The organism is Sulfitobacter sp. SK025, from assembly GCF_003352105.1.
Classification (GTDB): domain Bacteria; phylum Pseudomonadota; class Alphaproteobacteria; order Rhodobacterales; family Rhodobacteraceae; genus Sulfitobacter; species Sulfitobacter pontiacus.
Genome location: NZ_CP025808.1, coordinates 1,231,295 through 1,253,161, shown reverse-complemented (window position 1 = coordinate 1,253,161; position 21,867 = coordinate 1,231,295). Strand labels below are relative to the sequence as shown.

20 protein-coding genes and 1 pseudogene are annotated in these 21,867 nt (G+C 59.7%); 13 read left to right on the top strand and 8 right to left on the bottom strand.

What is annotated here, in order from left to right; all coding sequences use genetic code 11:
* The first annotated feature begins 70 nt into the window (after positions 1 to 70).
* Genes C1J04_RS19535 through fba form a run of 7 tightly spaced genes read left to right on the top strand, consistent with a single transcriptional unit; the run spans position 71 to position 7,108 of the window.
* Entirely contained in the window at positions 71 to 1,348 is a 1,278-nt protein-coding gene (locus C1J04_RS19535) for a TRAP transporter large permease (RefSeq protein ID WP_254655187.1), read from the top strand.
* Positions 1,330 to 2,259 (top strand): L-threonate dehydrogenase, encoded by a 930-nt coding sequence (ltnD, locus tag C1J04_RS06040; RefSeq protein WP_254693854.1) that lies wholly within the window; start codon positions 1,330 to 1,332, stop codon positions 2,257 to 2,259. Before C1J04_RS19535 ends, ltnD begins: the two co-directional genes overlap by 19 nt.
* Positions 2,256 to 3,524: a 3-oxo-tetronate kinase gene (gene otnK / locus C1J04_RS06035; protein WP_009826369.1), complete on the top strand. Its 1,269-nt coding sequence runs from the start codon at positions 2,256 to 2,258 to the stop codon at positions 3,522 to 3,524. Before ltnD ends, otnK begins: the two co-directional genes overlap by 4 nt.
* Positions 3,521 to 4,171 carry a 3-oxo-tetronate 4-phosphate decarboxylase gene (gene otnC, locus C1J04_RS06030; protein WP_009826368.1) on the top strand — a complete coding sequence of 217 codons (651 nt, stop codon included), beginning with the start codon at positions 3,521 to 3,523 and terminating at the stop codon, positions 4,169 to 4,171. Before otnK ends, otnC begins: the two co-directional genes overlap by 4 nt.
* A complete protein-coding gene (locus tag C1J04_RS06025) occupies positions 4,168 to 4,941 on the top strand; it encodes a hydroxypyruvate isomerase family protein (protein ID WP_009826367.1) in 774 nt (257 codons plus the stop codon). The genes otnC and C1J04_RS06025 overlap by 4 nt, the downstream gene beginning before the upstream one ends.
* A gap of 32 nt (positions 4,942 to 4,973) precedes the next feature.
* Positions 4,974 to 5,981: a class 1 fructose-bisphosphatase gene (locus tag C1J04_RS06020; protein ID WP_009826366.1), complete on the top strand. Its 1,008-nt coding sequence runs from the start codon at positions 4,974 to 4,976 to the stop codon at positions 5,979 to 5,981.
* 59 nt (positions 5,982 to 6,040) lie between these two features.
* Positions 6,041 to 7,108: a class II fructose-bisphosphate aldolase gene (fba, locus tag C1J04_RS06015; protein ID WP_009826365.1), complete on the top strand. Its 1,068-nt coding sequence runs from the start codon at positions 6,041 to 6,043 to the stop codon at positions 7,106 to 7,108.
* Between the two features lie 366 nt (positions 7,109 to 7,474).
* Here the strand turns inward: fba and C1J04_RS06010 are convergent, their stop codons facing one another.
* The 3 genes from C1J04_RS06010 to C1J04_RS05995 form a co-directional block, all read right to left on the bottom strand.
* Positions 7,475 to 8,107 carry a tyrosine-type recombinase/integrase gene (locus C1J04_RS06010; RefSeq protein WP_037954244.1) on the bottom strand — a complete coding sequence of 211 codons (633 nt, stop codon included), beginning with the start codon at positions 8,105 to 8,107 and terminating at the stop codon, positions 7,475 to 7,477.
* Positions 8,108 to 8,970: 863 nt separating this feature from the next.
* On the bottom strand, positions 8,971 to 9,645 hold the full coding sequence (locus C1J04_RS06000; protein WP_009826362.1) for a flavin reductase family protein: 675 nt from the start codon (positions 9,643 to 9,645) through the stop codon (positions 8,971 to 8,973).
* On the bottom strand, positions 9,642 to 10,331 hold the full coding sequence (locus tag C1J04_RS05995; RefSeq protein WP_009826361.1) for a GntR family transcriptional regulator: 690 nt from the start codon (positions 10,329 to 10,331) through the stop codon (positions 9,642 to 9,644). The genes C1J04_RS06000 and C1J04_RS05995 overlap by 4 nt, the downstream gene beginning before the upstream one ends.
* A gap of 164 nt (positions 10,332 to 10,495) precedes the next feature.
* On the opposite strand from C1J04_RS05995, the gene C1J04_RS05990 reads away from it, so the two are divergent.
* Positions 10,496 to 11,020: an ABC transporter substrate-binding protein gene (locus C1J04_RS05990; protein WP_009826360.1), complete on the top strand. Its 525-nt coding sequence runs from the start codon at positions 10,496 to 10,498 to the stop codon at positions 11,018 to 11,020.
* A gap of 47 nt (positions 11,021 to 11,067) precedes the next feature.
* Here the strand turns inward: C1J04_RS05990 and istB are convergent, their stop codons facing one another.
* From istB to C1J04_RS05965, 5 genes and pseudogenes are all read right to left on the bottom strand, one after another.
* Complete coding sequence (gene istB / locus C1J04_RS05985) at positions 11,068 to 11,832, bottom strand: IS21-like element helper ATPase IstB (RefSeq protein WP_009824782.1); 765 nt, start codon at positions 11,830 to 11,832, stop codon at positions 11,068 to 11,070.
* Positions 11,829 to 13,328, bottom strand: a complete 1,500-nt coding sequence (gene istA / locus C1J04_RS05980) for an IS21 family transposase (protein ID WP_114865400.1) — start codon at positions 13,326 to 13,328, stop codon at positions 11,829 to 11,831. The genes istB and istA overlap by 4 nt, the downstream gene beginning before the upstream one ends.
* A gap of 107 nt (positions 13,329 to 13,435) precedes the next feature.
* A pseudogene (locus tag C1J04_RS05975) lies at positions 13,436 to 13,765 on the bottom strand (transposase domain-containing protein); the annotation flags it as partial.
* A 55-nt stretch (positions 13,766 to 13,820) separates the two neighbouring features.
* Entirely contained in the window at positions 13,821 to 14,174 is a 354-nt protein-coding gene (gene tnpB, locus C1J04_RS05970; protein ID WP_009826356.1) for an IS66 family insertion sequence element accessory protein TnpB, read from the bottom strand.
* The gene (locus C1J04_RS05965) at positions 14,171 to 14,557 is read right to left on the bottom strand and encodes a transposase (RefSeq protein WP_037954242.1); all 387 of its coding nucleotides are present in this window, start codon (positions 14,555 to 14,557) and stop codon (positions 14,171 to 14,173) included. Before C1J04_RS05965 ends, tnpB begins: the two co-directional genes overlap by 4 nt.
* A 330-nt stretch (positions 14,558 to 14,887) precedes the next feature.
* Here C1J04_RS05965 and C1J04_RS05960 point away from each other — a divergent pair, with 330 nt between their 5' ends.
* The 5 genes from C1J04_RS05960 (at position 14,888) to C1J04_RS05940 (ending at position 21,867) form a co-directional block, all read left to right on the top strand.
* A complete protein-coding gene (locus C1J04_RS05960; RefSeq protein WP_037954240.1) occupies positions 14,888 to 16,132 on the top strand; it encodes a nucleotidyltransferase domain-containing protein in 1,245 nt (414 codons plus the stop codon).
* 221 nt (positions 16,133 to 16,353) lie between these two features.
* Positions 16,354 to 16,638 carry a hypothetical protein gene (locus tag C1J04_RS19530; protein WP_254655152.1) on the top strand — a complete coding sequence of 95 codons (285 nt, stop codon included), beginning with the start codon at positions 16,354 to 16,356 and terminating at the stop codon, positions 16,636 to 16,638.
* Positions 16,622 to 17,758, top strand: a complete 1,137-nt coding sequence (locus C1J04_RS05950) for an SAVED domain-containing protein (protein WP_009826352.1) — start codon at positions 16,622 to 16,624, stop codon at positions 17,756 to 17,758. The genes C1J04_RS19530 and C1J04_RS05950 overlap by 17 nt, the downstream gene beginning before the upstream one ends.
* Before the next feature lie 284 nt (positions 17,759 to 18,042).
* Positions 18,043 to 19,169, top strand: a protein-coding gene (locus tag C1J04_RS05945; RefSeq protein ID WP_114865314.1) for an IS3 family transposase whose coding sequence is annotated in 2 segments (ribosomal slippage) — positions 18,043 to 18,307 and positions 18,307 to 19,169 — 1,128 coding nt in all. Because the reading frame shifts where the segments join, the coding sequence is not laid out codon by codon here.
* A gap of 151 nt (positions 19,170 to 19,320) precedes the next feature.
* The gene (locus C1J04_RS05940) at positions 19,321 to 21,867 is read left to right on the top strand and encodes a PD-(D/E)XK nuclease family protein (RefSeq protein ID WP_009826349.1); all 2,547 of its coding nucleotides are present in this window, start codon (positions 19,321 to 19,323) and stop codon (positions 21,865 to 21,867) included.

The window sequence follows — 21,867 nt, the reverse complement described above, 5'->3', positions numbered from 1 at the left end:
CTACCTGCTGTTCTCCCAAGGACGGGACCTGGGAATTCAGTCAGGATCGTTCCTGCTTGTGGGTTCGATCATGATCCTGATCCTGACCGGCATCCCGCTTGCCTTCGTGACCGGGTTGATTGCAATCCTGTTCACCATCGCCTGGTTCGGGCCGATGGGCGTGCCGCTGGTGTCGTCGCGGATCTATTCCTTCGTCAACGAATACGTCCTTGTCGCCATTCCGATGTTCGTGCTGATGGCCTCGCTGCTGGACCGGTCGGGCATGGCGCGTGACCTCTATGATGCGATGCGCCTGATCGCAGGCCGGATCAAGGGCGGTGTCGCTGTTCAGACGCTTGTCGCGGCGGTCTTCCTTGCGGCGATTTCCGGCATCATCGGCGGCGAGATCGTGCTGTTGGGCCTGATCGCACTGCCCCAGATGCTCCGGCTTGGATACAACCGGGCGCTGGCCATCGGCACCGTCTGCGCCGGCGGCTCGCTGGGCACGATGATCCCGCCGTCGATCGTGCTGATCGTCTACGGGCTGACCGCCAGTGTCTCGATTGGAGATTTGTTCCTCGCCACCGTGACACCCGGGCTCATGCTGGCGTCTTTCTACATCATCTACATCCTCATACGCTGCTACGCCAACCCCGAGATGGGCCCGCCGATCTCGAACGAAGAACTGGACATTCCGATGTCGGAAAAACTGCGCAAGATGCGTGGCGTGATCCTGCCGGTCGGCGTGGCGGTAACAGTTCTCGGTTCGATTTACGGCGGCATCGCCTCGGTGACCGAGGCCGCGGCGATGGGCGTGGTCGGCGTGTTCCTGTCGGCAGCGATCCGGCGCGAAGTAACTTGGGAGCTGATCCGCGACAGCCTGAAGCAGACACTCGAGACTTGCGGCATGATCATCTGGATCGGTCTCGGTGCGGCGGCTCTGGTGGGGGTCTATAACCTGATGGGCGGCAACCGTTTCATCGAAAGCACTATCCTCGACAGCGGTGCCTCGCCGATGGTCATTGTGCTGATCATGATGGGTATCCTCGTGGTGCTGGGCCTCTTCATGGACTGGATCGGGATCGCGCTTCTGACAATGCCGATCTTCGTGCCGATCATCATCAAGCTGGGCATGGATCCGGTCTGGTTCGGCATCCTCTTCGCCATGAACATGCAGGTCAGCTATCTCTCGCCGCCCTTCGGCCCGGCTGCCTTCTATCTGAAGTCGGTGGCGCCCAAGGACATGAGCCTGTCGGAGATCTTCCGCGCGCTGATCCCCTTCATCTGTATCCAGGTCGTGGCACTGGCCATCGTCCTGTTTTTCCCCGACGTTGCCCTGTGGCTGCCCGAATGGGTCAAAGGAGACTGAACATGACTATTGAAAGCAAGAACGTCGCCGTCATCGGCCTGGGCTCGATGGGATACGGAATGGCCGCATCGGCGCTGCGTGGCGGGCACAAGGTCTGGGGCGGAGACATCAACCCCGACCAGGTGGCACGGTTCCAGGCAGAGGGGGGGCAAGGCAGCGCCCTGACCGAGGCCGCGGAAGAGTTGGACGCAGTCGCCGTCGTCGTGCTGAACGCCGCCCAGACCGAAAGCGTGCTGTTCGGGGAGGACGGCATCGTGGCCCGGCTGAAGCCCGGATCGGTGGTTCTGGCCTGTGCCACTGTGCCCCCGGCCTTTGCCCGGGACATGGCGGCGCGCTGCAGCGCAAGCGGTGTCCACTATCTCGATGCGCCGATCTCGGGCGGAGCGGCCAAGGCTGCCAGCGGGCAGCTGTCGATCATGGCCTCGGGCACGCCCGATGCCTTTGCCGCCGCCCGGCCGCTTTTGGACAGCATCGCCCAGACGGTGTTCGAGCTTGGCGACGAAGCCGGGGCGGGTAGCGCCATGAAGGCGGTCAACCAGCTCTTGGCCGGGGTGCATATCGCCGCCATGGCCGAGGGGCTGACCTTCGGCATGACCCAGGGCGTCACCCCGGAGAAATTCGTCGAGGTGATCAGCAAGTGCGCCGGCACCAGCTGGATGCTGGAAAACCGCGCGCCGCATATCGTGGCTGGCGACTACAGGCCGCTCAGCTCGGTCAATATCTGGCCCAAGGACCTGGGCATCGTTCTGGACATCGCCAAGTCGGCGCAGTTCAGCGCCCCGATCACCGCCGCCGCGATGCAGCAGTTCCTTGCTGCCGCGGGCATGGGGCTGGGTTCGGAAGACGATGCCGCCGTGGCCAAGGTCTATGCCCGCAACGCCGGGCTGACATTGCCGGGAGACGACACATGACCACCGCTCTTGGCTGTATCGCCGATGATTTTACCGGGGCGACCGACCTGGCGGGCCTCTTGGCCCGCAGTGGCGTGCGCGTGTCGCTGCGCATCGGGGTGCCGTCCGAGCCCCCCGCCGATCCGGCCGCCTTCGAGGTGATCGCGCTGAAATCGCGCACCGCCCCGGTGGGGGAGGCCGTGGCCGAGACCCGCGCTGCGCTGAAATGGCTTCAGGCAGCGGGGGCGCGGCGGTTCTTCTGGAAATATTGCTCGACCTTCGACTCGACGGCCGAGGGCAATATCGGCCCCGTGGCCGAGGCGCTGATGGCGGACCTGGGCACCGACCAGACGATCTATTGCCCGGCCTTCCCGGAAAACGGGCGGTCGATCTTCATGGGCAATCTCTTTGTCGGCCGTCAGCCGCTGGCGGAAAGCCCGATGAAGGATCACCCGCTGACGCCCATGCGCGACAGCAACCTGGTGCGGCTGCTGGAACCGCAGGTGACGCGCCCCGTGGGTCTGGCGGACCGGCTGACGGTGGCGCGCGGGCCGCAGGCGCTGCGGGCGGAACTGGAGGCGCTGAAGGCGCAGGGCGTGGCGCATGTTGTGGTCGATGCCGTGGCCAACGAAGACCTCGCGGTGATCGCCGAGGCCTGCCGCGACATGCCCCTGATGACCGGCGGCAGCGCCGTGGCCATGCCGCTGCCGGCGCTTTACCTGGCCGATGGCACGCTGTCGGCGGATGCGCCCAGGGCCGAGGCGCCGAGGCTGGACACCGGCACCATCGTGCTCTCGGGCAGTTGCTCGGCGATGACCAACAAGCAGGTGGCGGACTACACCAGCCGCGGCGTGCCCGCCTTCCAGCTGGACCCTCTCGCCCTGGCCGAACACGGCCCGCAAGAGGCGCTCGACTGGCTGGCGCAGCAAGACCTGGACAAGGCCCCGCTGATCTACGCCACGGCCAACCCCGACAGCGTGCGCGCCGCGCAGGAAAAGCTGGGCGTTGCCGGCGCCGGTGAGATCGTCGAGGCCACGCTCTCGGCCTGCGCGGTCGCGGCCCGCGACAGGGGCGCACGGCGGGTGATCGTCGCGGGCGGCGAGACCTCGGGTGCCGTTACAAGGGCGCTAGGTGTCACGCAATTGGATATCGGCGCCGAGATCGCACCGGGCGTTCCCTGGACCTATTGCTGCTCGGGCGGGCACCAGGTCGCGCTCACCCTGAAGTCCGGCAATTTTGGCGCCGAGACCTTCTTTTCCGATGCGCAGGAAAGGCTGGGGTCATGAGCGCAGAGGCGCGCTTGCGCGAACAGATCTGCCTGCTGGCGAAATCCATGTTCGACCGCGGTCTGACCGGCGGCAGCACCGGCAACATCTCGGCCCGGACCGAGGACGGCGGCCTGCTGGTCAGTCCCACCGGCACCAGCTTCGGGCGGCTCGATCCCGCCCGGCTCAGCCGCTTCGATGCGGCGGGCAACCACGTGGATGGCGACAGGCCCACCAAGGAAATGCCGCTGCATTCGGCCTTCTACGACACCCGCAGCACGGCGGGCGCGGTGGTGCATCTGCATTCCTGCCACTCGGTCGCGCTGTCGATGATGCCGGACGTGGACGAGGATAACTTCCTCCCGCCGCTGACACCTTACGGGATCATGAAACTGGGCCGGGTAAAGCTCCTGCCTTTCTTCCTGCCGGGCGACCCGGCGATGGGCGAGGCCGTGCGCGGGCTTGCCGGCAAACGCACAGCGGTAATGCTCGCCAATCATGGTCCCGTGGTGGCCGGCAAGGACATCGAGGCCGCCTGCAATGCCATCGAGGAGCTCGAAGACACCGCGCGGCTGGCGATGCTGACGCGCGGGATGAACCCGCGCGCCCTGACCGAGGCGCAGGTCCGGGCGCTGATCACCAAATTCGACGTGGAGTGGGACACATGAAGTTCTCTGCCAACCTGGGATTCCTGTGGAACGACCGACCGCTGCCCGAGGCCATCCGCGCCGCCAGGGCGGCCGGCTTCGACGCCGTGGAATGCCACTGGCCTTATGTCATCCCCGCCGACGAGGTGAAGGCCGCCCTGGATGAGACCGGCCTGCGGATGCTGGGCCTCAACACCCGGCGCGGCGATGTCGACGCCGGTGACAATGGGCTGTCGGCCATCCCCGGACGCGAAGCCGAGGCGCGGGAGGCCATCGACGAGGCCATCGCCTATGCCACCGCCATCGACACGCCGAACATCCATGTCATGGCGGGGTTTGCCGCGGGGGACGCGGCCCGGCGCACCTTTGTCGCGAATCTGCAATACGCCTGCGACCAGGCCGCCCCCCACGGCATCACGATCCTGGTCGAACCGCTGAACAAATACGACGCGCCGGGCTATTTCCTGGCGACGACCGATCAGGCGCTGGCGATCATCGAGGCGGTTGGCGCGCCCAACCTGAAGCTGATGTTCGACTGCTACCACGTGCAACTGATGGAGGGCGACCTGACCCACAGGATCGCGGCGCTGCTGCCGTCGATCGGGCATATCCAGTTCGCCTCGGTCCCGGATCGCGGCGCCCCGGATCATGGTGAGATCAACTACGACCACCTGTTCCGGGTCATATCCGACCTCGGCTACACCGCCCCGCTCGGTGCCGAATACAAACCCGCAGGAAACACCGACGACACCCTTGGCTGGCTGAACAATCGGGCATCCGGTAATCGGTAGCCCGCACACACCTCCGAAACAGGATACCTGCCATGAGCGCCCAACAGATCACCTTCCGCGAATTCCTGATGTCGGAACACAGCCAGCACCAGCTGGACAAGGACCTGATCTTCCTGTTGGAGGAAATCGCGACCTCCTGCCGCATCATCTCTCACCAGATCCGCGGCGGCGCCTTTGCCGGCCGGCTTGGCGCTACTGACGCGACAAACGTGCAGGGCGAGACCCAGAAACAGCTCGACGTGATCGCCAACGAGGTATTCGTTCGGCATTGTTCGAACTGCAAACGGGTCGCGGCGCTGGTGTCCGAAGAGGTCGACGAGGTCTACTGGCTGAAGGACCAGCCGCAGGCCGGCGACTACCTCGTCTATTTCGACCCGCTGGACGGCTCTTCGAACCTCGACGTCAATCTCTCCGTCGGATCGATCTTCTCGATATCGCAGCTACCGACCGCGATCGATGCCACCGACGACCGATCGGTGCTGCGCGCCGGATCCGAACAGATCAGCGCCGGATATTCCGTCTACGGTCCCTCGACCGCGCTGGTCGTGACCACCGGCAACGGCGTCAACGGCTTCACCCACCAGCAGGGCACCGGCGAATTCCGCCTAACTTTTCCCGAAATGGTGATCCCCGAATCCACCAGTGAATTCGCCATCAACGCGTCTCGCTACACGCTCTGGGAGACACCGGTGAAACGCTATTTCGACGAATGCATCCGGGGAAAGGAAGGCCCGCGCGGCAAGACCTTCAACATGCGCTGGACGGCCTCGATGGTGGCCGAGGTGCACCGGATCCTGACCCGCGGCGGCGTTTTCCTCTATCCAAGAGACGCCGGAAACGCCGATGCCGGCGGCAAGCTGCGGCTGATGTACGAGGCCAATCCGATGGCGCTGATCGTCGAACAGGCCGGCGGCGCGGCCACGACCGGTTCGGACCGCATTCTGGACCTGCAGCCCACGTCGCACCATCAACGTGTGCCCGTGATCCTCGGGTCACGGGAAGAAGTCGCCGTACTGGACCGATACCACCGCGACGCCTGACCCACGCGTCCTTTCAACCAACTACCGCAACTGGCGCACTGCGCCAGAAAGGAGCCCCCATGCCCCTGATATCCCTACGCCAACTGCTCGATCACGCCGCCGAGAACGGCTACGGCCTGCCGGCTTTCAACGTCAACAACATGGAACAGATGCTGGCCATCATGCAGGCGGCGGACAAGGCCGACAGCCCGGTCATTATGCAGGCCAGCCGTGGTGCGAGGGCATTCGCCAACGACATCGTTCTTGGCCACCTGATCCGCGCGGCGATCGAGATGTACCCGCACCTGCCGATCTGCATGCACCAAGATCACGGCAATTCGCCGCAAACCTGCCTGTCGGCCCTGATGAACGGCTTCTCCTCGGTGATGATGGACGGATCCCTGAGCGAGGACGGCACGACGCCCACGGACTTCGAATACAACGCCACCGTTACCGCCAAGGTCAGCGAAATGGCCCACCTGGTCGGCGCATCGATCGAGGGAGAGATCGGGCATCTGGGCTCACTGGAAACCGGCAAGGGCGAGGCGGAAGATGGTCACGGATTCGAGGGCGAACTGAGCCGGGAACAGCTGGTGACGAATGCCGACGAAGCCGCGGAGTTCGTGCGTCGCACCGAGGTCGACGCCCTGGCCGTCGCCATCGGAACCAGCCACGGAGCCTACAAGTTCACCCGTAAGCCTGATGGCGATATCCTCGCCATGGACGCGCTCAAGAAGATCCACGGCAAGTTGCCGGACACCCACCTGGTAATGCACGGCTCCTCCTCTGTTCCGCAGGAACTGCAGGAAATCATCAACCGGTACGGCGGGGAAATGGCCCCCACCTGGGGCGTGCCCCTGGAAGAGATCGAACTGGGCATCAAGCACGGGGTGCGCAAGGTCAACATCGACACAGACCTGCGAATGGCTTTGACTGGCGCGATCCGCAAGGTGCTGGCAGAGGACAAGGGTCAGTTCGATCCGCGCGAATACCTGGCACCGGGCGTGGAAGCGATGTCGGCGGTCTGTTTCGACCGGTTTGAACGGTTCGGCTGCGCTGGAATGGCGTCAAAGATCTCGGCCATTCCGCTCTCGGACATGGCCAAACGATACCAATCCGGAAGCTTGAGGCCGTTTTTAGGTTGCTAAGGCCTGACGCGTCCGTCTTGGTAGCCATCGCATGCTTCAGGCGCGCGGCTAATGCAGCCCGCGCTGAGACCATTTAGTGCCTCCATTTTTGTATCAGTACATCAACTCCATCGGCTTACATTGAATTGGGTTTCGCAAGTCGCTTTCTCGGTGAATTTGGGTTGTCCGCCCAACTCTCGGATCATCCGTGGTTACAGCATTTAACAATCAGGTGCAGAGAACGGCAAAAAGGTCCGCGAACTGTGAGTTGGCTTGGACGCCGATTATGCTTTCGCAGCGAATGGCAGCAATGTGGGCTACGACCGCAGCATTTGGACACATTGCTCAAGGTCCGCTCAGGGCCGTCCGTGAAGACGGCCCAATTGTTTAGATTTCAATGGCTTCAGCGATAGCGAGGGCATCTTCCAACTCTACGCCGAGATAGCGCACCGTGCTGTCCATCTTGGTATGACCCAACAGCAGCTGAACCGCCCGCAAGTTTCCAGTCTTCTTGTATATTTGGGTAACTTTCGTGCGTCGCATTGAATGGGTCCCATATGCCGTCACTTCCAAGCCAATCGAGGAAACCCAGTCCCGAACGATCCGAGCATACTGGCGGGTTGAGATGTGCAAACGCTCGTGGAAGCGGCCAGGCCAGAGATACTCGGACCCGACCATCAGCGGATCTTCCATCCACTTCGTGAGCGAAGCTCTGGTCCCTTCGGAGATCTCGAAGCGCACCGGTTTCTGGGTTTTGCTTTGTAACACTGACGCCCTCTCTTTGATCTGACGGGATGCCATGACATCGACCACTTTCATTTTGACCAAGTCGCAGCCGCGCAATTTGCTGTCGATGGCCAGATTGAACAGCGCGAGATCGCGGTGTTTCTCGGCAAGCTCAAGCCTAACCCTGATTGCCCACACGTGCTTTGGCTTCAATGGGCGTTTTTGACCGACTATGCGGCCCTTGTTCCAAGCGGGGCGTAGCGCGCGAATGGCAGGTAAGTTTGGTGTTTCCATGACTGATCCTCCGATCCACCATGCCCTCCCACATCGACAACCCCACGTTGACCGAACCTACATATCACAGGATGCTGCAACGCAGCCAAGGTCCGCTACGAGCCCAAACCGACCGCACCGAGATTGACGCTATTTGCTGTCGCAGCATCGCCCTTTTACGGAGGGGAGACGGCCCAAAGCCACCCCCCGGCGCAGGAGCATCGCTGTTGTTCAGATTTCATTTGTCGACCATTCAACATCAGGGCATACGCTTGGAAGCCTGATCCTCTATGGCTGTCATACCGTTTGATGCCAAGATACGCCTATGACAGAATTGGTTGACATCAGTGCAGCCTCAAAAGGGTTCATGAAGCCCGCCGACCCAGCTTTATCTACCTGTTCAGAGATAGAGGCTGATGTAGGGTCGGATGGGCAATTGCATCTGAACATCGAATTAAATCCGCTCGAGCTTGGGTTCCCCACATTCAGGTGATCGGAATGAAACCGTTTTGGCTTCACAGCAAATTGGAATCGTATATCCAAGTTGGACTTGCCATGTTCGCATTCGATCGAGAATGGTTCGATTTCAAAGGCGGCGAATTTGAAGAGAGCTTCGTTGACGGGTTCAGCTTCTTCAAAGGCAAAGATCCGGTCGGAAACACTTGCTCATTCGCATATTTTGTTAATGGCAAAGGAATGCATGAGTACACGTTAGAATGGTCAAGCCAAGAATGCTTGAATTGTCGATTTCTAATCGACAATTCAATTCATCGCTTGCATCAATAGCACCGGCAGCTTGCCAAAGCGCTTACGTCGCATTGACTGCCTTGAAGAACTCGCCAAATTGCTGCGACACCATTTGACGTCTTCGCCTATTGTTTGCTTTAGCTATGGCCAGATAAGACCTTTTTCTCTCGCGCACGACGTACTGCCTCGGCGGAAGGCGTCGGTAGGTCAAAGTAATCAAATGTGCCTGAATAGCCGTCCCCACCCATTCGCCCCAAGGCGTCGAGCTTCTTGTGGTCCGAATGAAAGGTGACCGGATCGATAATGTCTTCGCGGATGTGCGCCCGAACAATCCGCCCGAGGATAATTTCACGAGCGGAACTGACCGCAATACCAAGGTAGCGTTCGCACTCAAAAGCGACCGGTGCCTCAGCAATGCGGGGACATATGACCTTCTCGCCAGCGACGGCCGTTAGTCCGGACATTTCCAACTCGTCCACCTCTGAAGCGAACCCAGCTGCCGTTGCTGCCATCGCTTCTACATTGACGCGATCCACAATATTCACGGTGAAGCATTCTGTCATCCGAATGTTGTAGGCCGTGTCTTTGAAGCTGCGGTCGGGCTTGTTTTCGACGCCTAAAGCGAGGATCGGCGGATCAGCAGACAGACAGTTGAAGAAGGAATAGGGTGCCGCATTTACCACCCCTTCGGGCGAGACCGTGGTGACCCAAGCAATCGGGCGGGGAACGATGGTACCGATCATCACCTTGTATGCCTCGCGGGCTGAAAGATCAGCGAAATCGAAGGCATGGTAGCCGTAGCTAAGGGTCATTGGGCCAATTCCTTGCCGTAATGTGAAAGAATAGATTGGATACTGTCTGTCTTGTCTGAAAGCTCGGCTCGGGTAGCAACAGCACCAAGATGGTGCTCCATGATCTTAATGGCGCGTGGCGCGTCGCCGGTTCGAATCGCCTCGATAATCTGGGAATGTTCATCTACAGCGCATTCCGAAGAATGGCTGCGAGCATAAAGCGACATGATCAGCGAACATAGCAGCACAACTTCCGACACGTAGCGCTTGAGCACCGGGTTGCCCGTCAGCTCGGCCAACAGCATGTGGAACTCACCAGCAAGGCGAATCGATACCGGACCATCCTTGCCTTTCACGGCTTGTTCCTGGCGCACATGGGCTTCCAGTCGTTCATAGCCACTGTCAGGAATACGCTGGCAAAGTATGCGGATCACGTCGTTCTCCAAGCAGCGACGAACCTCAAAGACATGCTTTGCCTCGTCCCGGGTGGGTTCCGCCACAAAAGCACCTCGGTTGCGACGGGTGACCACCAGCCCTTCGTGCTCCAGCCGCACCAGTGCGTGGCGCACTATGGTGCGCGAAACGCCAAATTGATCGCCTACCGTATCCTCGGGCAGTCGCATGCCCGGCTTTAACGCCTGTTCGATAATCGCCTTCCGCAGCAGGTCATGCACCGCGTCAGTCAGCGTCGTTTTGTTTTCAGTCATGGTCTGCTCTGCCTGTAAAATTCGCACAATTACTATCGAATACAATTAAGACAGTCAATTGGATACAATACAGTTGATTCGAAGCATTCGATGTGCCATCTCAATCACATCGTATCCAATCTTACTCTCTTCAAAAGACAATCGACGGAAAAAGGTACAGAAACATGAAGCTTCGACATCTCATGCTTGCTACTGTGGCAGTTGCCACTTTGTCTGGCACTGCGCAGGCCGAAAACGTGCTCAAATGGGGCGCCAACCGCGATATCGGCTCGCTTGACCCCTACTCCTTTGGCGACAGTTTTACGATCAACGTGCTTAATCACGTTTACGAAGGCCTGGTCCGTTACAACAAGGACCTCAAGATTGAGCCAGCTCTGGCGGAGAGCTGGGAAATTCTCGACGATCAAATCACTTGGCGCTTCAAGCTCCGCGAGGGAGTGACATTTCACAATGGCAACCCTTTCACCGCCGAAGACGTTGTGGCGTCTCTTACACGCGTGAGCCACGAGACATCACCGCTTAAGGGTAATTTGCCCGCCTATGTTAGCTCCAAGGTGGTGGATGACCTTACCCTCGACATTACCCTGAACGGCACATATGTCAACGGCGGAGTAAAATTCGGCCATTGTGGCGGAGCAAAAGTCGGCCAGTTTGGGGCGAGCGCCTTGGAGCGTGCGGCCCTCATATAGCAAGCCCGGTCCAAGGCGCATTGGCCGTCAGGCCAATTCTGTGAGGTTCATTTGTTAGCGGCGGCGAGGCGGGCGCGGCTTTGATTGAGGCGGTAGCTTTCGCCGTTCATCTCGAGGATGTTGACGTGGTGTGTCAGCCGGTCCAGCAGCGCGCCGGTCAGGCGTTCGGTGCTGAAGGTTTCGGTCCACTCCTCGAAGGGCAGGTTGCTTGTGATCAGGGTCGACCCTCGCTCGTAGCGCTGTGAGATCAGCTCGAACAGAAGCTCGGCGCCGGTTTTGCTCAAGGGGACGAATCCCAGCTCGTCGATGATCAGCAGTTTGACCTTGGCGAGTTTGCGCTGGAGTTGCAGGAGGCGTTTTTCGTCGCGGGCCTCCATCATCTCGTGCACGAGGGCTGCGGCGGTCACGAAGGCGACAGGCAATCCTTTCTGGCAGGCAGCCAGTCCCAGCCCGAGGGCGACATGGGTCTTGCCGGTGCCGGAGGGACCGAGCGCGATCACATTCTCCTTGCGTTCGATCCATTCGCAGCGCGCCAGCTCCAGCACCATCATCTTGTTGAGCGACGGGATCGCCTTGAAGTCGAAGCTGTCCAGGCTTTTGATGGTCGGGAACTTTGCGGCCTTGATCCGGCGTTCCACCATGCGCCGTTCCCGGTCGATCAGTTCCAGCTCGGTCAGCCGGGCCAGGTAACGCACGTGATCTACGCCTTCAGCGGCGCAGATACGGGCCTGCTTGTCATGTTCACGCAAGAACGTGGGCAGCCGAAGCGTTTTGAGATGGTGGGCCAGCAGCAGTTCGGGTGCATCCGTCATGCCCCACCTCCTGCCAGCAGGCTCATGTAGGATGCGGCGGAGGTGGTGGTGATGTTGGTTCTGGGCAGGAAGGGATAGACATCCAGATCCAGCCTCGGAGGCCTTTGCTCGACCCTGCACAAGATCAGGTGCTTGATTGCATCGAAGCTGACCGCTCCCATTCGCAGGGCATCTTTGACGGCAAGATGCAGCACGTCAATCTCGAAGCGCTCCAGAAGGCGCAGGACCTGCACATACTCGCGCTTGCCGGCCTTTCCCTGCCGGGCTTCCAGCAGTCGGCGCAGGGTTTTGAACGCTTCGGGCAACTCCCAGCCCTGCAGAGGCGCGGCCTGATCGAAGGACATGATCTTGCGTTCGATCAGCGCCAGGTAATGCAGTGGATCAAACACCATGTCGCCGGTGTCATAGGAGCGCGAATGCTCAGCGATCACCTCGGCGCCGCAGCCGATAACAACCCGGGTCACGAAGCCCTTGATCCAGACCGCACGGTGGCCGTAGGCAACCGGCACCGAGTAATCATTGCCGCGATAACGCACCACCGATGTCGATGTGACCTGGCCACTTTGCAACTCACAAGCCTCAAAGGGGGTGCCGGGCAAATCCCGCATCGCCGCGAGATCGGCCTTCAGCCGTTCCCTGATGCTGACCTTGTGGCCACGCAGAACATCACCCTGGCGCTTGCGGCACTGCTCTTCCAGGTGAGCGTTGAACGCGTGCCAGTCCGGAAAGGACGGGATCGGCACCATGAAGTTGCGACGTCCGTAGCCGACCAGCCCCTCCACGGCCCCTTTGTCATTGCCCTTGCCGGGACGGCCATAGCGGTCCCGAATCACGTAATGCGACAACATCGCGCTGAACCGCTGGGTTCTTTGCCGGGAGCCATCCGGCAGAATCCGGGCTACCAGGCAGCGGTCATTGTCATAAAGAACCGACTGGGGAACCGCGCCGAAGAACGCAAAGGCATGGACATGGCCGTCAAGCCACGCCTCGGTATTGGCCGCAGGATAGGCCCGGATGTAGCATGCGTCGCTGTGCGGCAGATCGAGGGCAAAGAAGTGTGCCTTCTGCTCGACGCCGCCGATCACGACAAGCGCTTCACCAAAATCGGCCTGTGCATGACCGGGCGGATGGCTCAGCGGCACGAACATCTCCTTGCCGGTCCGCTTACGGTCTCGAACGTAATCCTTGACGATGGTGTAGCTGCCATCAAAACCGCACTCGTCCCGCAACCGCTCGAAAATACGCTTGGCGGTGTGACGCTGCTTGCGAGGGCGGCTCCTGTCTTCAGCAAGCCATTGGTCCATCTGGCTGGTGAACGCATCCAGCTTCGGGCGCCTGATCGGCGCTGTCCGCCGATATCCCGGCGGTTCCGAATAGGCCAACATCTTCGCAACACTGTCCCGGCTGATCCCAAAATCCCGGGCAATCTGACGCCCGCTCAATCCATCCTGGAAATGAGCGTGACGCACCTTCAAATACAAGTCCACGGTGTATATCCCCAAGCCCTCCCGAAATCCGAAAGGGCAAAAGTGGACGACTTTTACGCCGCCCGCGACAACACTATGCCGTCGCTACCGTGGCCGAGTATTGCTCCGCCGTTCACAGCGCATGACAACTCTGGCTCAATGACAACCTCCACCCGTTCCAGATGTTTGGGCAGTGATCCGCGATTAGTTTGGCGAGGCTTTGGGGGCCGCACAGGCGCGGTGCGCGCGTCGGCGTCGATCTCGGCTTCCACCTGCGCGATGGCCGTCTCGATATCTTCGAGTTCCAGCTCATATTGGGCCGGATCGATCTTCTCGGACTTGGCCCCGAAGAGCGCCTTTTTGAAGGAAGCGACCAAGGCTTCCAGCCGCGCATTCTGATCCTGCTGCGCACGGATGATCGCCTTCAATTCGGCAATGTCATCAGGCAATTCGTCAGGTGCAGTCATGACCGATACCATAGCAAAACAAGGGCCGAATGACCCGTGCAAACGTGCCAGTGAGTCACTCCGCCGCAGCTGGGGCTGCCACCTCCAGAGGCCGCACGCGCCGCCAGCCCAAACCCGCAAACAGCGCCTCAAACTGGGCCGGTTCCAGCCGCATCACTCCGTTCTTGATCGCAGGCCATGTAAAGCTGTTATCCTCCAGCCGCTTGTACGCCATCACAAGCCTGCTGCCGTCCCAATAAAGCAACTTCAGCCGATCCGCCCGCTTAGACCGAAACACATAGACCGACCCATCAAAAGGCTTCTGACGCAGTTGGCTCTGAACCAGAGCAGCCAACCCATCGTGGCCCTTGCGGAAGTCCACCGGATCACTGGCGACAAAAATCCGCACCTTGTGGGACGGCGTGATCACGTGACCAAAGCCCGGGCGATCTCAGCGATCCGTGTCGCAGTCGCCGCCGCATCAAGACGAACGGTGACATCGCCTTTGATCACATCAATCGTGCCGGAGGATGTCGCCGCCAGAGGCTGGGCCTCGGGCGCAGGCGCTTCAATCTCGACCGGCACAAAATCCATGCCATCCAGGTTTGGCAGAACCAGCTTGCCCTGGCGCGCCAACCGCCGCCAATCCGACACGGTGCTGGGGATCAGTTCGTATCGCTTCGCCACCGCCTTGACCGTCTCGCCTTCAATCAATGTCTCAGCAACAATCCGAGCTTTCAACTCAGACGGCCAATTCCGCTTCCCGTCCGCACGACGAGGCACCATTGCCAGAAACTCGCTTGTAGCTCCCATCGAGAAACTCCCCACAAAACAAAGAAGCCTCTGAATCGCAGATCAAGCGCTAAGCTGTAAGTGTGGGAGCGGCGCACCGCATACGATTGATGTGCCTTCAAGTAACAAGAATACGGTCACGAGACAACACACAGCATTGACACGCCGCTCCCCACAACGTTGGGCACATTAATCAGCGGCATAAAGCGACTCGCCTCCTCGCAAAAAGAAAGAACAGACCGGAAACAAAAAACAACCATTGGCGTTGCGGAATCACCAAACACACCATATATTGATGATCAAGATCGATTGAGGGAGGCAATCGGCAACTGGGTAATAGAGGAGTTGTCCATGCCCCTTGATCACACGTCCCCCGGGCTAGACGCCCTTCTAATTGCGACCGTTCTCCAAATGGAGCTCAGCCCCCGCGACAACAGCGTCGCTGAGAAGCGCTACAAGCTGATCCCGTCACATCTTGAACGCGAAGGCAGTCCTTTGCGCCTCCATGTCGATAATGCCTTGGTCTACGCACAGGGCTCCAGAGCGATTGGAACCACAATCGTCCACGGGGCGGATGAAGATCGCTTCGATCTGGATGCCATCCTCGAGTTCGACACGCCATTTGGCTGGACCCCGCGCCGGGTATTGGATGAACTCTTCGAGGCCTTCCAGGGTTTCCCGGACGTGCAGGAGATCGAACGTTGCACGCGATGCATTCAGCTTCGCTTCGCCTTCATGCACCTCGATGTGACACCCATGGATCCTGCGCTGAAGCCGCGGCCAGAACGAGTCGGCGACATCTACCACAGCCCAGACGAAGGTCACGACGAACGCCACAAGGTGAACCCTTATGGATTTGCGGAATGGTTCAAAGGGCAAATTTCCCTTCCCAGCCAGATGTTCCAGGCCCAAGTTCGGAGCCTGCGTAGTCAGCTTGAGATCAAGGACCGGCTTCAGCCTGGAAACATCGTCGCCGATGCAGACATCGATGAACTGCCAGAGACAGTTGATCCCATCCAAGATGCGCCACAGGTTCTCGCCCTGAAGCTGATGAAACGTTATCTGAACCTCAGGTATGCCAACAGGAACGAGAAACGCCCCATCTCGGTCTATCTGTCAAAAGTTGCCGCGCAGATCCCCCCGAACTCCTTTGGAGTCTGCGCTCAGCTTGAAGATCTTGCAGCTGAACTCGATCGTCAGATGAAATACGCTCTCGAGACCGGTCTTCGTCCGGAAGAGCGCAATCCAGCATTTCCCCAAGAGAATTTCAACGATCGCTGGCCGCAGAATACGCGCCAGATGGAAATGTTCCGCGGGGACCTGAGGCACCTTTTTGACGAGCTTCAACGAGCTCGGACCTCCGAAGTCGGGCAGATCCAGAAAATCTTCGATGGATTGTTCGGCGAACGGATCAGCGGCAACGCCGTCAGGACATACATGGACAGCCTTTCCAATTTTCCGCAGAAAAGCGCGTATGAGCTCGGGAAGGGCTTCGTCGCAACACCCGCACTCCTGACACCGGGCCCTGCACGCGCAGCCGCGACCTCCAAGGCACCTGCACACAACTTCCATGCGGGTGAGCTGCGGAAGAAATGAAGCGGACCAAGCCCAGATCAGCGGAATCTCAGGTTCAGCGGATGGCACATCGGTGGCCCTCCCTGAAGATGCGCGTGTACCGGCCGATGATAATCGATGCGACGCCATCGATCCAATGGATAGGGCCGATCCGGGGCTTTCAGCGTGAGTATCGGATACTTGCCCAATGGAGCTGGCTGGAAGTAGCGGCAGTTCCGTATGTCTTCTTGCTCGACCCAGCTTTGAAGCCGCGGGACGGCGAGGACTATATCGACATCCCCCACCTGATCCTGGACGGCGAGACACCCGAAAACTCCGCGCTCTGCCTGTTCGACCCTGACGAGGGTCAATGGGACAATACCATGTGGATCTCGGACACGATCATCCCCTGGGCATCGGAGTGGCTCCACCATTACGAGTTCTGGCACGTCGATGGCGTCTGGCGGGGAGCCAATGCACCCGGCCCGATCAACATACGTGAAATGCGTCGGCTTGCCGAAGGAGGTCAAGATGGCCAGAGGAGCTAAGCCAGACAACAAGACGCGGATGCTCGTCTGGGGCCGTGCTGCCGGCCACTGCCAGTACCCTGGCTGTTCCAAACGCCTCGACGAAGACTTGGTGGCAGGCGACTTGCGTAAGAACAATGCCTATCTTGCCCATATCATCGCTTCCGACCCCGGCGGAGAGCGTGGCGACCCAACCTTGTCACATGAGCTTTCCAACGATCCTGACAACATCATGCTGATGTGTGACCCGCATCACCGTGAAATAGATGATCCCCAAAAGAAGGACCGCTACACCGTCGGCGCCTTGCGGCAGATGAAACAGCAGCACGAGGACAGGGTCGCACACCTGTTCTCCAATCCGTTGATTAAACCTGCCCATGTCCTGCGGGTCGCGGCTTCCATCGGAGAGAATGAAACCAGCATTCCCCTTTCGGATTGCATCAAGGCCATGGGGAATGAGTTCTATCTGGCAGATCGCCGCCCGATCGACATCCAGATGCGTGACATCGCGACCAAGGACAGCGATCCCGATTACTATCCAACGGTGCTGAAGCTCCTGCGCTCGAAATATGACCGTGAAATCAAGGGAAGGTTCGAGGAAGGTGATCTGCAGCATCTGGCGATCTTTGGCTTTGCTCCGATGCCTGTCTTGATAGAGCTGGGCAGGCTGCTTTCCGACCTCTCGGCTGTCTCCGTCTATGGGAAGCACCGTGAACCGAAGTCAGGCTGGGCCTGGCCAGACGATCAACCTCCTCTCAGCTTCTCGATGGCCCAAGGCAACCCCGGACCAAAGAAGGTTGCTCTAAAGCTGGCTGTCTCGGCAGAAATTACTGACGAGCGCGTGCTCGCCACTTATGAGGAAAACGACGTTTCCATATGGGCAATTCGGAGCGATCAAGTCGGCACTTCGGAGCTGAGAAACCAGGCCGATCTGTCTGCATTTCGCCAGATTGTCGGCAAGACCTTTGACGCGATTAAAGATCAGCACGGAATGGACGTTGAACTCTCCGTTTTCCCTGCTGTTCCCGCCGCCTGTGCCATCGAGTTCGGGCGAACATGGCAGCCGAAAGCCCAGCCGGGGTTTCAAGTCTTCGATCAGGTGCCGGGGCAGGGCTTCATTGGGCGTCACTCAATTTCCTAGGGCTGGATGTCTGAGACAAACGCTGATCTTGAGGGGTGGAAATATCGAATTGGACAGCATGATGGCAAAGGATAAGGGGGGCGCTTCGGTCATGGTCTGATGTTAAGAGGCGCTCGCTTTACCCGCAGCCGCGCCTTCTAGGTATTTCGGGAGCTCATGCCACGCGGCGTTATGCATTGAATGTGAACCTAGCCTATACATAAAGACGCAACCCTCTGGAATGCCCCCACTGAAGTGGTCCACCTTTTGGGATAGAATTATCCCGTTTTCAGGAGGACGACGAGATGACTGGCAAGCGAGAGAAGCCCGAGGACATCGTGCTGAAGTTGCGACAAGTCGAAGTGCTGCAAGGGCAAGGACGGTCAACTGCGGAAGCCGTGCGACAAATCGGCGTGACGGTTCAGACCTATTATCGGTGGCGTAAAGAATACGGCGGCATGAGTCGTGATCAGCTCAAGCGGCTGAAAGAGCTGGAGACTGAGAACACTCGGCTCAGACGTGCCGTGTCGGATCTGACGCTGGACAAAATGATCCTCGCTGAGGCTGCACGGGGAAACTTCTAAGCCCTTCCCGCCGCAGGCAATGCATCGATTATGTGCGGCAGACCCTCAGCATATCTGAGCGCAGGGTTTGCCGCACATTAGGTCAGCATCGCTCAACGCAGCGCAAGGTGCCCTGTGGTCTGCCGGACGAAGCACGGCTGACCGAGGACATCATCGCACTGTCTGAAGAGTTCGGACGCTATGGATACCGCATGATCACCGGAATGCTGAACAACAGCGGCTGGCATGTAAATCACAAGCGCGTCGAACGAATTTGGCGGCGGGAGGGGCTGAAGGTCCCACAAAAGCAACCCAAGAAGGGCCGGCTCTGGCTGAACGATGGATCTTGCGTAAGGCTACGGCCAGGACGGCCGAACCACGTCTGGTCCTATGACTTCGTCCAGGACCGGACCCACGACGGTCGGATATTCCGCACACTCAACATCATAGACGAGTTCACGAAGGAGGCGCTGATTATCCTGGTGAAACGCAGACTTAATTCAACGGACGTGGTCGATGCTTTGACTGATTTGTTCATTCTACGCGGCCCGCCCGCATTCATAAGGTCGGATAATGGCGCGGAGTTTATCGCCAAGAAGGTCCGGGCCTGGATCGGGGCCGTCGGCGCGAAGACGGCATTCATCGCCCCAGGTTCACCTTGGGAAAATGGCTATTGCGAGAGCTTCAACGCCCGCTTCCGGGATGAGTTGCTCAATGGCGAGGTGTTCACCACATTGCGCGAGGCTCAAATCCTGATCGAACGGTGGCGTCGCCACTACAATACAGTCAGGCCGCACAGCGCCTTGGGCTACCGACCGCCTGCGCCCAAAAGCATCGTCCCGATAGACCAAAGGCCGACCATGCACTAACATTCAAACTGGACCACCCAATGGGGGCACACCACCTCAGTAGTCTCAGGTTCAGAAATGCAAAAAGAAGAACGGAAATAATCGTATAGTTCATTTTTACGTAATAAAGTCTGCTTAACGAATTAGAATTTATTCAGTGAGTTCAAAGCTAATGTTCTACCCGTTTCTTGTGGTCGATCCCCGCTCCGGCCTGCATTACCGCCTGACAGATATCAGCCTCGCGGAGCTATCACTTGCCCCCAAAGCACCTGAATGGACTCCGGGGCGAGCGATTGCGGAGGACCCCCATCCGGTATGGGGGGAGAGCCTAGCCAATGCGCCGGTCGAGACCATCTCAGCCGTTAGTACGGCGTTGGAAGGTCTGGTGCTGGCCACTGCCGATCTGCGCGTTCCATCAGCGGGCGCGATGGGCGACAGCCGTGCAGGGCGACATCTGGATGCTCTGATCGCACTTTGGCGCAAGCTGGGTGACGCATTGCCCGAGGGGCTGGCTGCGGTCCGCCATGTTCTGGACCTGCCGCATGGGCGGTTTCTTGACCCATTGCCGGTTGTTGAAGGGTCCCTTGACCCGCATGCACCAGCCGCGATGAAGGCACTTTATGGAAGACTTAAGGATGAATTCGGGGCTGTGGCCGCACCTGCAAAGAGGTGCGCTGCGCGTGAGGGGGCGCGACTGCACGCTTTGCAGGGCGGGGTAGCAGAGGCTGGAATTGAGGCCGCGCCAAAGGATGACAGCCTCGCCTTTTATGGATTACGCGATGTGGCTGCCTGCGCTGATTTTGCGGCTGCCCAAGCGCGTGCCCTGATCGAAAGTGGTATCCCGGCGCGCGATATTGCCGTTCTGGCCGCTGGTGATACGCGCCAGATCGCGCGTGCCTTTGCCGAGCAGGGCGTGCCGATTTCAGGGCTTCCCGGCAACCTGCCCGAGCGCGACATCGTTGGGGAAACAGCAAATCAACTGGCGCTAGCCAAGCGCACACCCACACCGACGATTGTCCTTGCGAGTCTGGCTTTGTCACCGCTGATGCCATGGCCAGCCCAAACCGGGCGCGACCTTGCAGAAAGCATTATGAATGGTGACTTTCGCGGCGATGTCCTGTCGCCCGCCCAAGCGCACAAAGACCTCTGGACGGACATGCGCGCCTCAGCCGGCAGCCTTGCGCAACTGCGTTTCCTGATCGACCGTATCTGTGAGCGCATTGCGCAAGGGAACGAGGTTCGAGCCCGTCTGTCGATCCCGCCCGGCGAGGGTAGCCCAGACTGGGAAGCTATTCTGCGCGGTATCCAGATTGCATCCCCGTCAAGTCCCGATCCAGAGCGCAACCTTGAAGGTGTAAGCCTCTGGTCTGCGCACGAAACTCCGTGGCGGCAATGCCGACATCTGATCATCACGGATTTCACCGACGGTCGGTATCCGACCCGGCCTCGCGCCAACCCGCTGTTTCTGGACAGCGAAATCACTGCAATTCGAACCACCACCGGTTTGCAGCTTCGCGGGAGGGCAGAGGGTTTGGCTGAAAGCCTCTTCCTTTTTGACCAGCAGCTTCAGGCGGTTGCGGAGTCTGTGACATTTCTGGTCCCGTGGCGCGATCTGTCGGGCGTGCGGCAGCAACCTTCAGCTGGGCTATCACTGGTCGCACGCGCAATATCGGATGTAGAAGAAGCTCATGATCTGATCCTCGACCTGTCGCGCCTGCCGCCTGGCGACTGCCCTGTGGCACACCACCGTCTGCCACCGTTGCCGGAATCGGACGAACTCCCCGAGGCGCTCTCGTTCCCACGCCTCGACCTGTTGGCGCTCCGTCGCAAAGATGACGGAACAAGCAAACCTCAGTCGCCCTCACGGCTTGAAACACTTCTGGTCAGCCCGCTGGCATGGCTTCTGGACGAGGTTGGCGCGGGCGACATGTCTTGGTCCGCTGAGGAACTCGATGTGATGGCCAAAGGCAACATTGCCCATGACGTGTTTGAACATGTGTTCCTGAAGGACCAACCCCTGCCAGAACCTGCGGCACTGACCGCTGCAGTTGCCGAGGCCTATGATCTAGCGCTGACCCGCCATGCTGGGTTTCTGCGTAGCGCATCATGGGAAATGGAGCGCAGCGGGCTCGAGCGTGAGATCCTTCAGGCGGCGCTGCGCTGGCGCGAACATCTGCTGGCGCTTGGCGCAAAAATCATCGGCAACGAGATCTGGCTGGCGGGTGAGGCGCATGGCATCAACCTGCACGGTAAGGCTGATGCGATCCTTGAGTTGCCAGACGGTACGCTGCTTGTCGTCGATCACAAGAAAAGCGGCACATCGGCCCGGCGCAGGCGAATGGAGGCTGGGTGGGATCTGCAAGCAGGGCTATACCGAGACATGCTCGCCCGTCCTATCCGGCGCGACGGCGACGGGATGGACCCGCTGATTGGCCGACAGGTCGGTATTGCCTATCACCTTATGAATGATGCTGGGCTCTTAACCTCCGGGCATGTGCCTGCAGAAGGATCTCCCGCCCGCGACATGGGCGACGCCGTCAACGATGCGGCTGTTGCAATGCTTGCTGAGCGGCTGGCGCAGCTAGGGGCCGGCCGGGTGGTGCTGAATACCTCAGCCGATGAGGGCTTTTTCAAGAAAGAAGCAGGATTCACGCCCTATGCGCTGACCGATGGCTCGACCCTGGTTACCGCGTTCATCCGCCAGATCGAGGAGGTATGA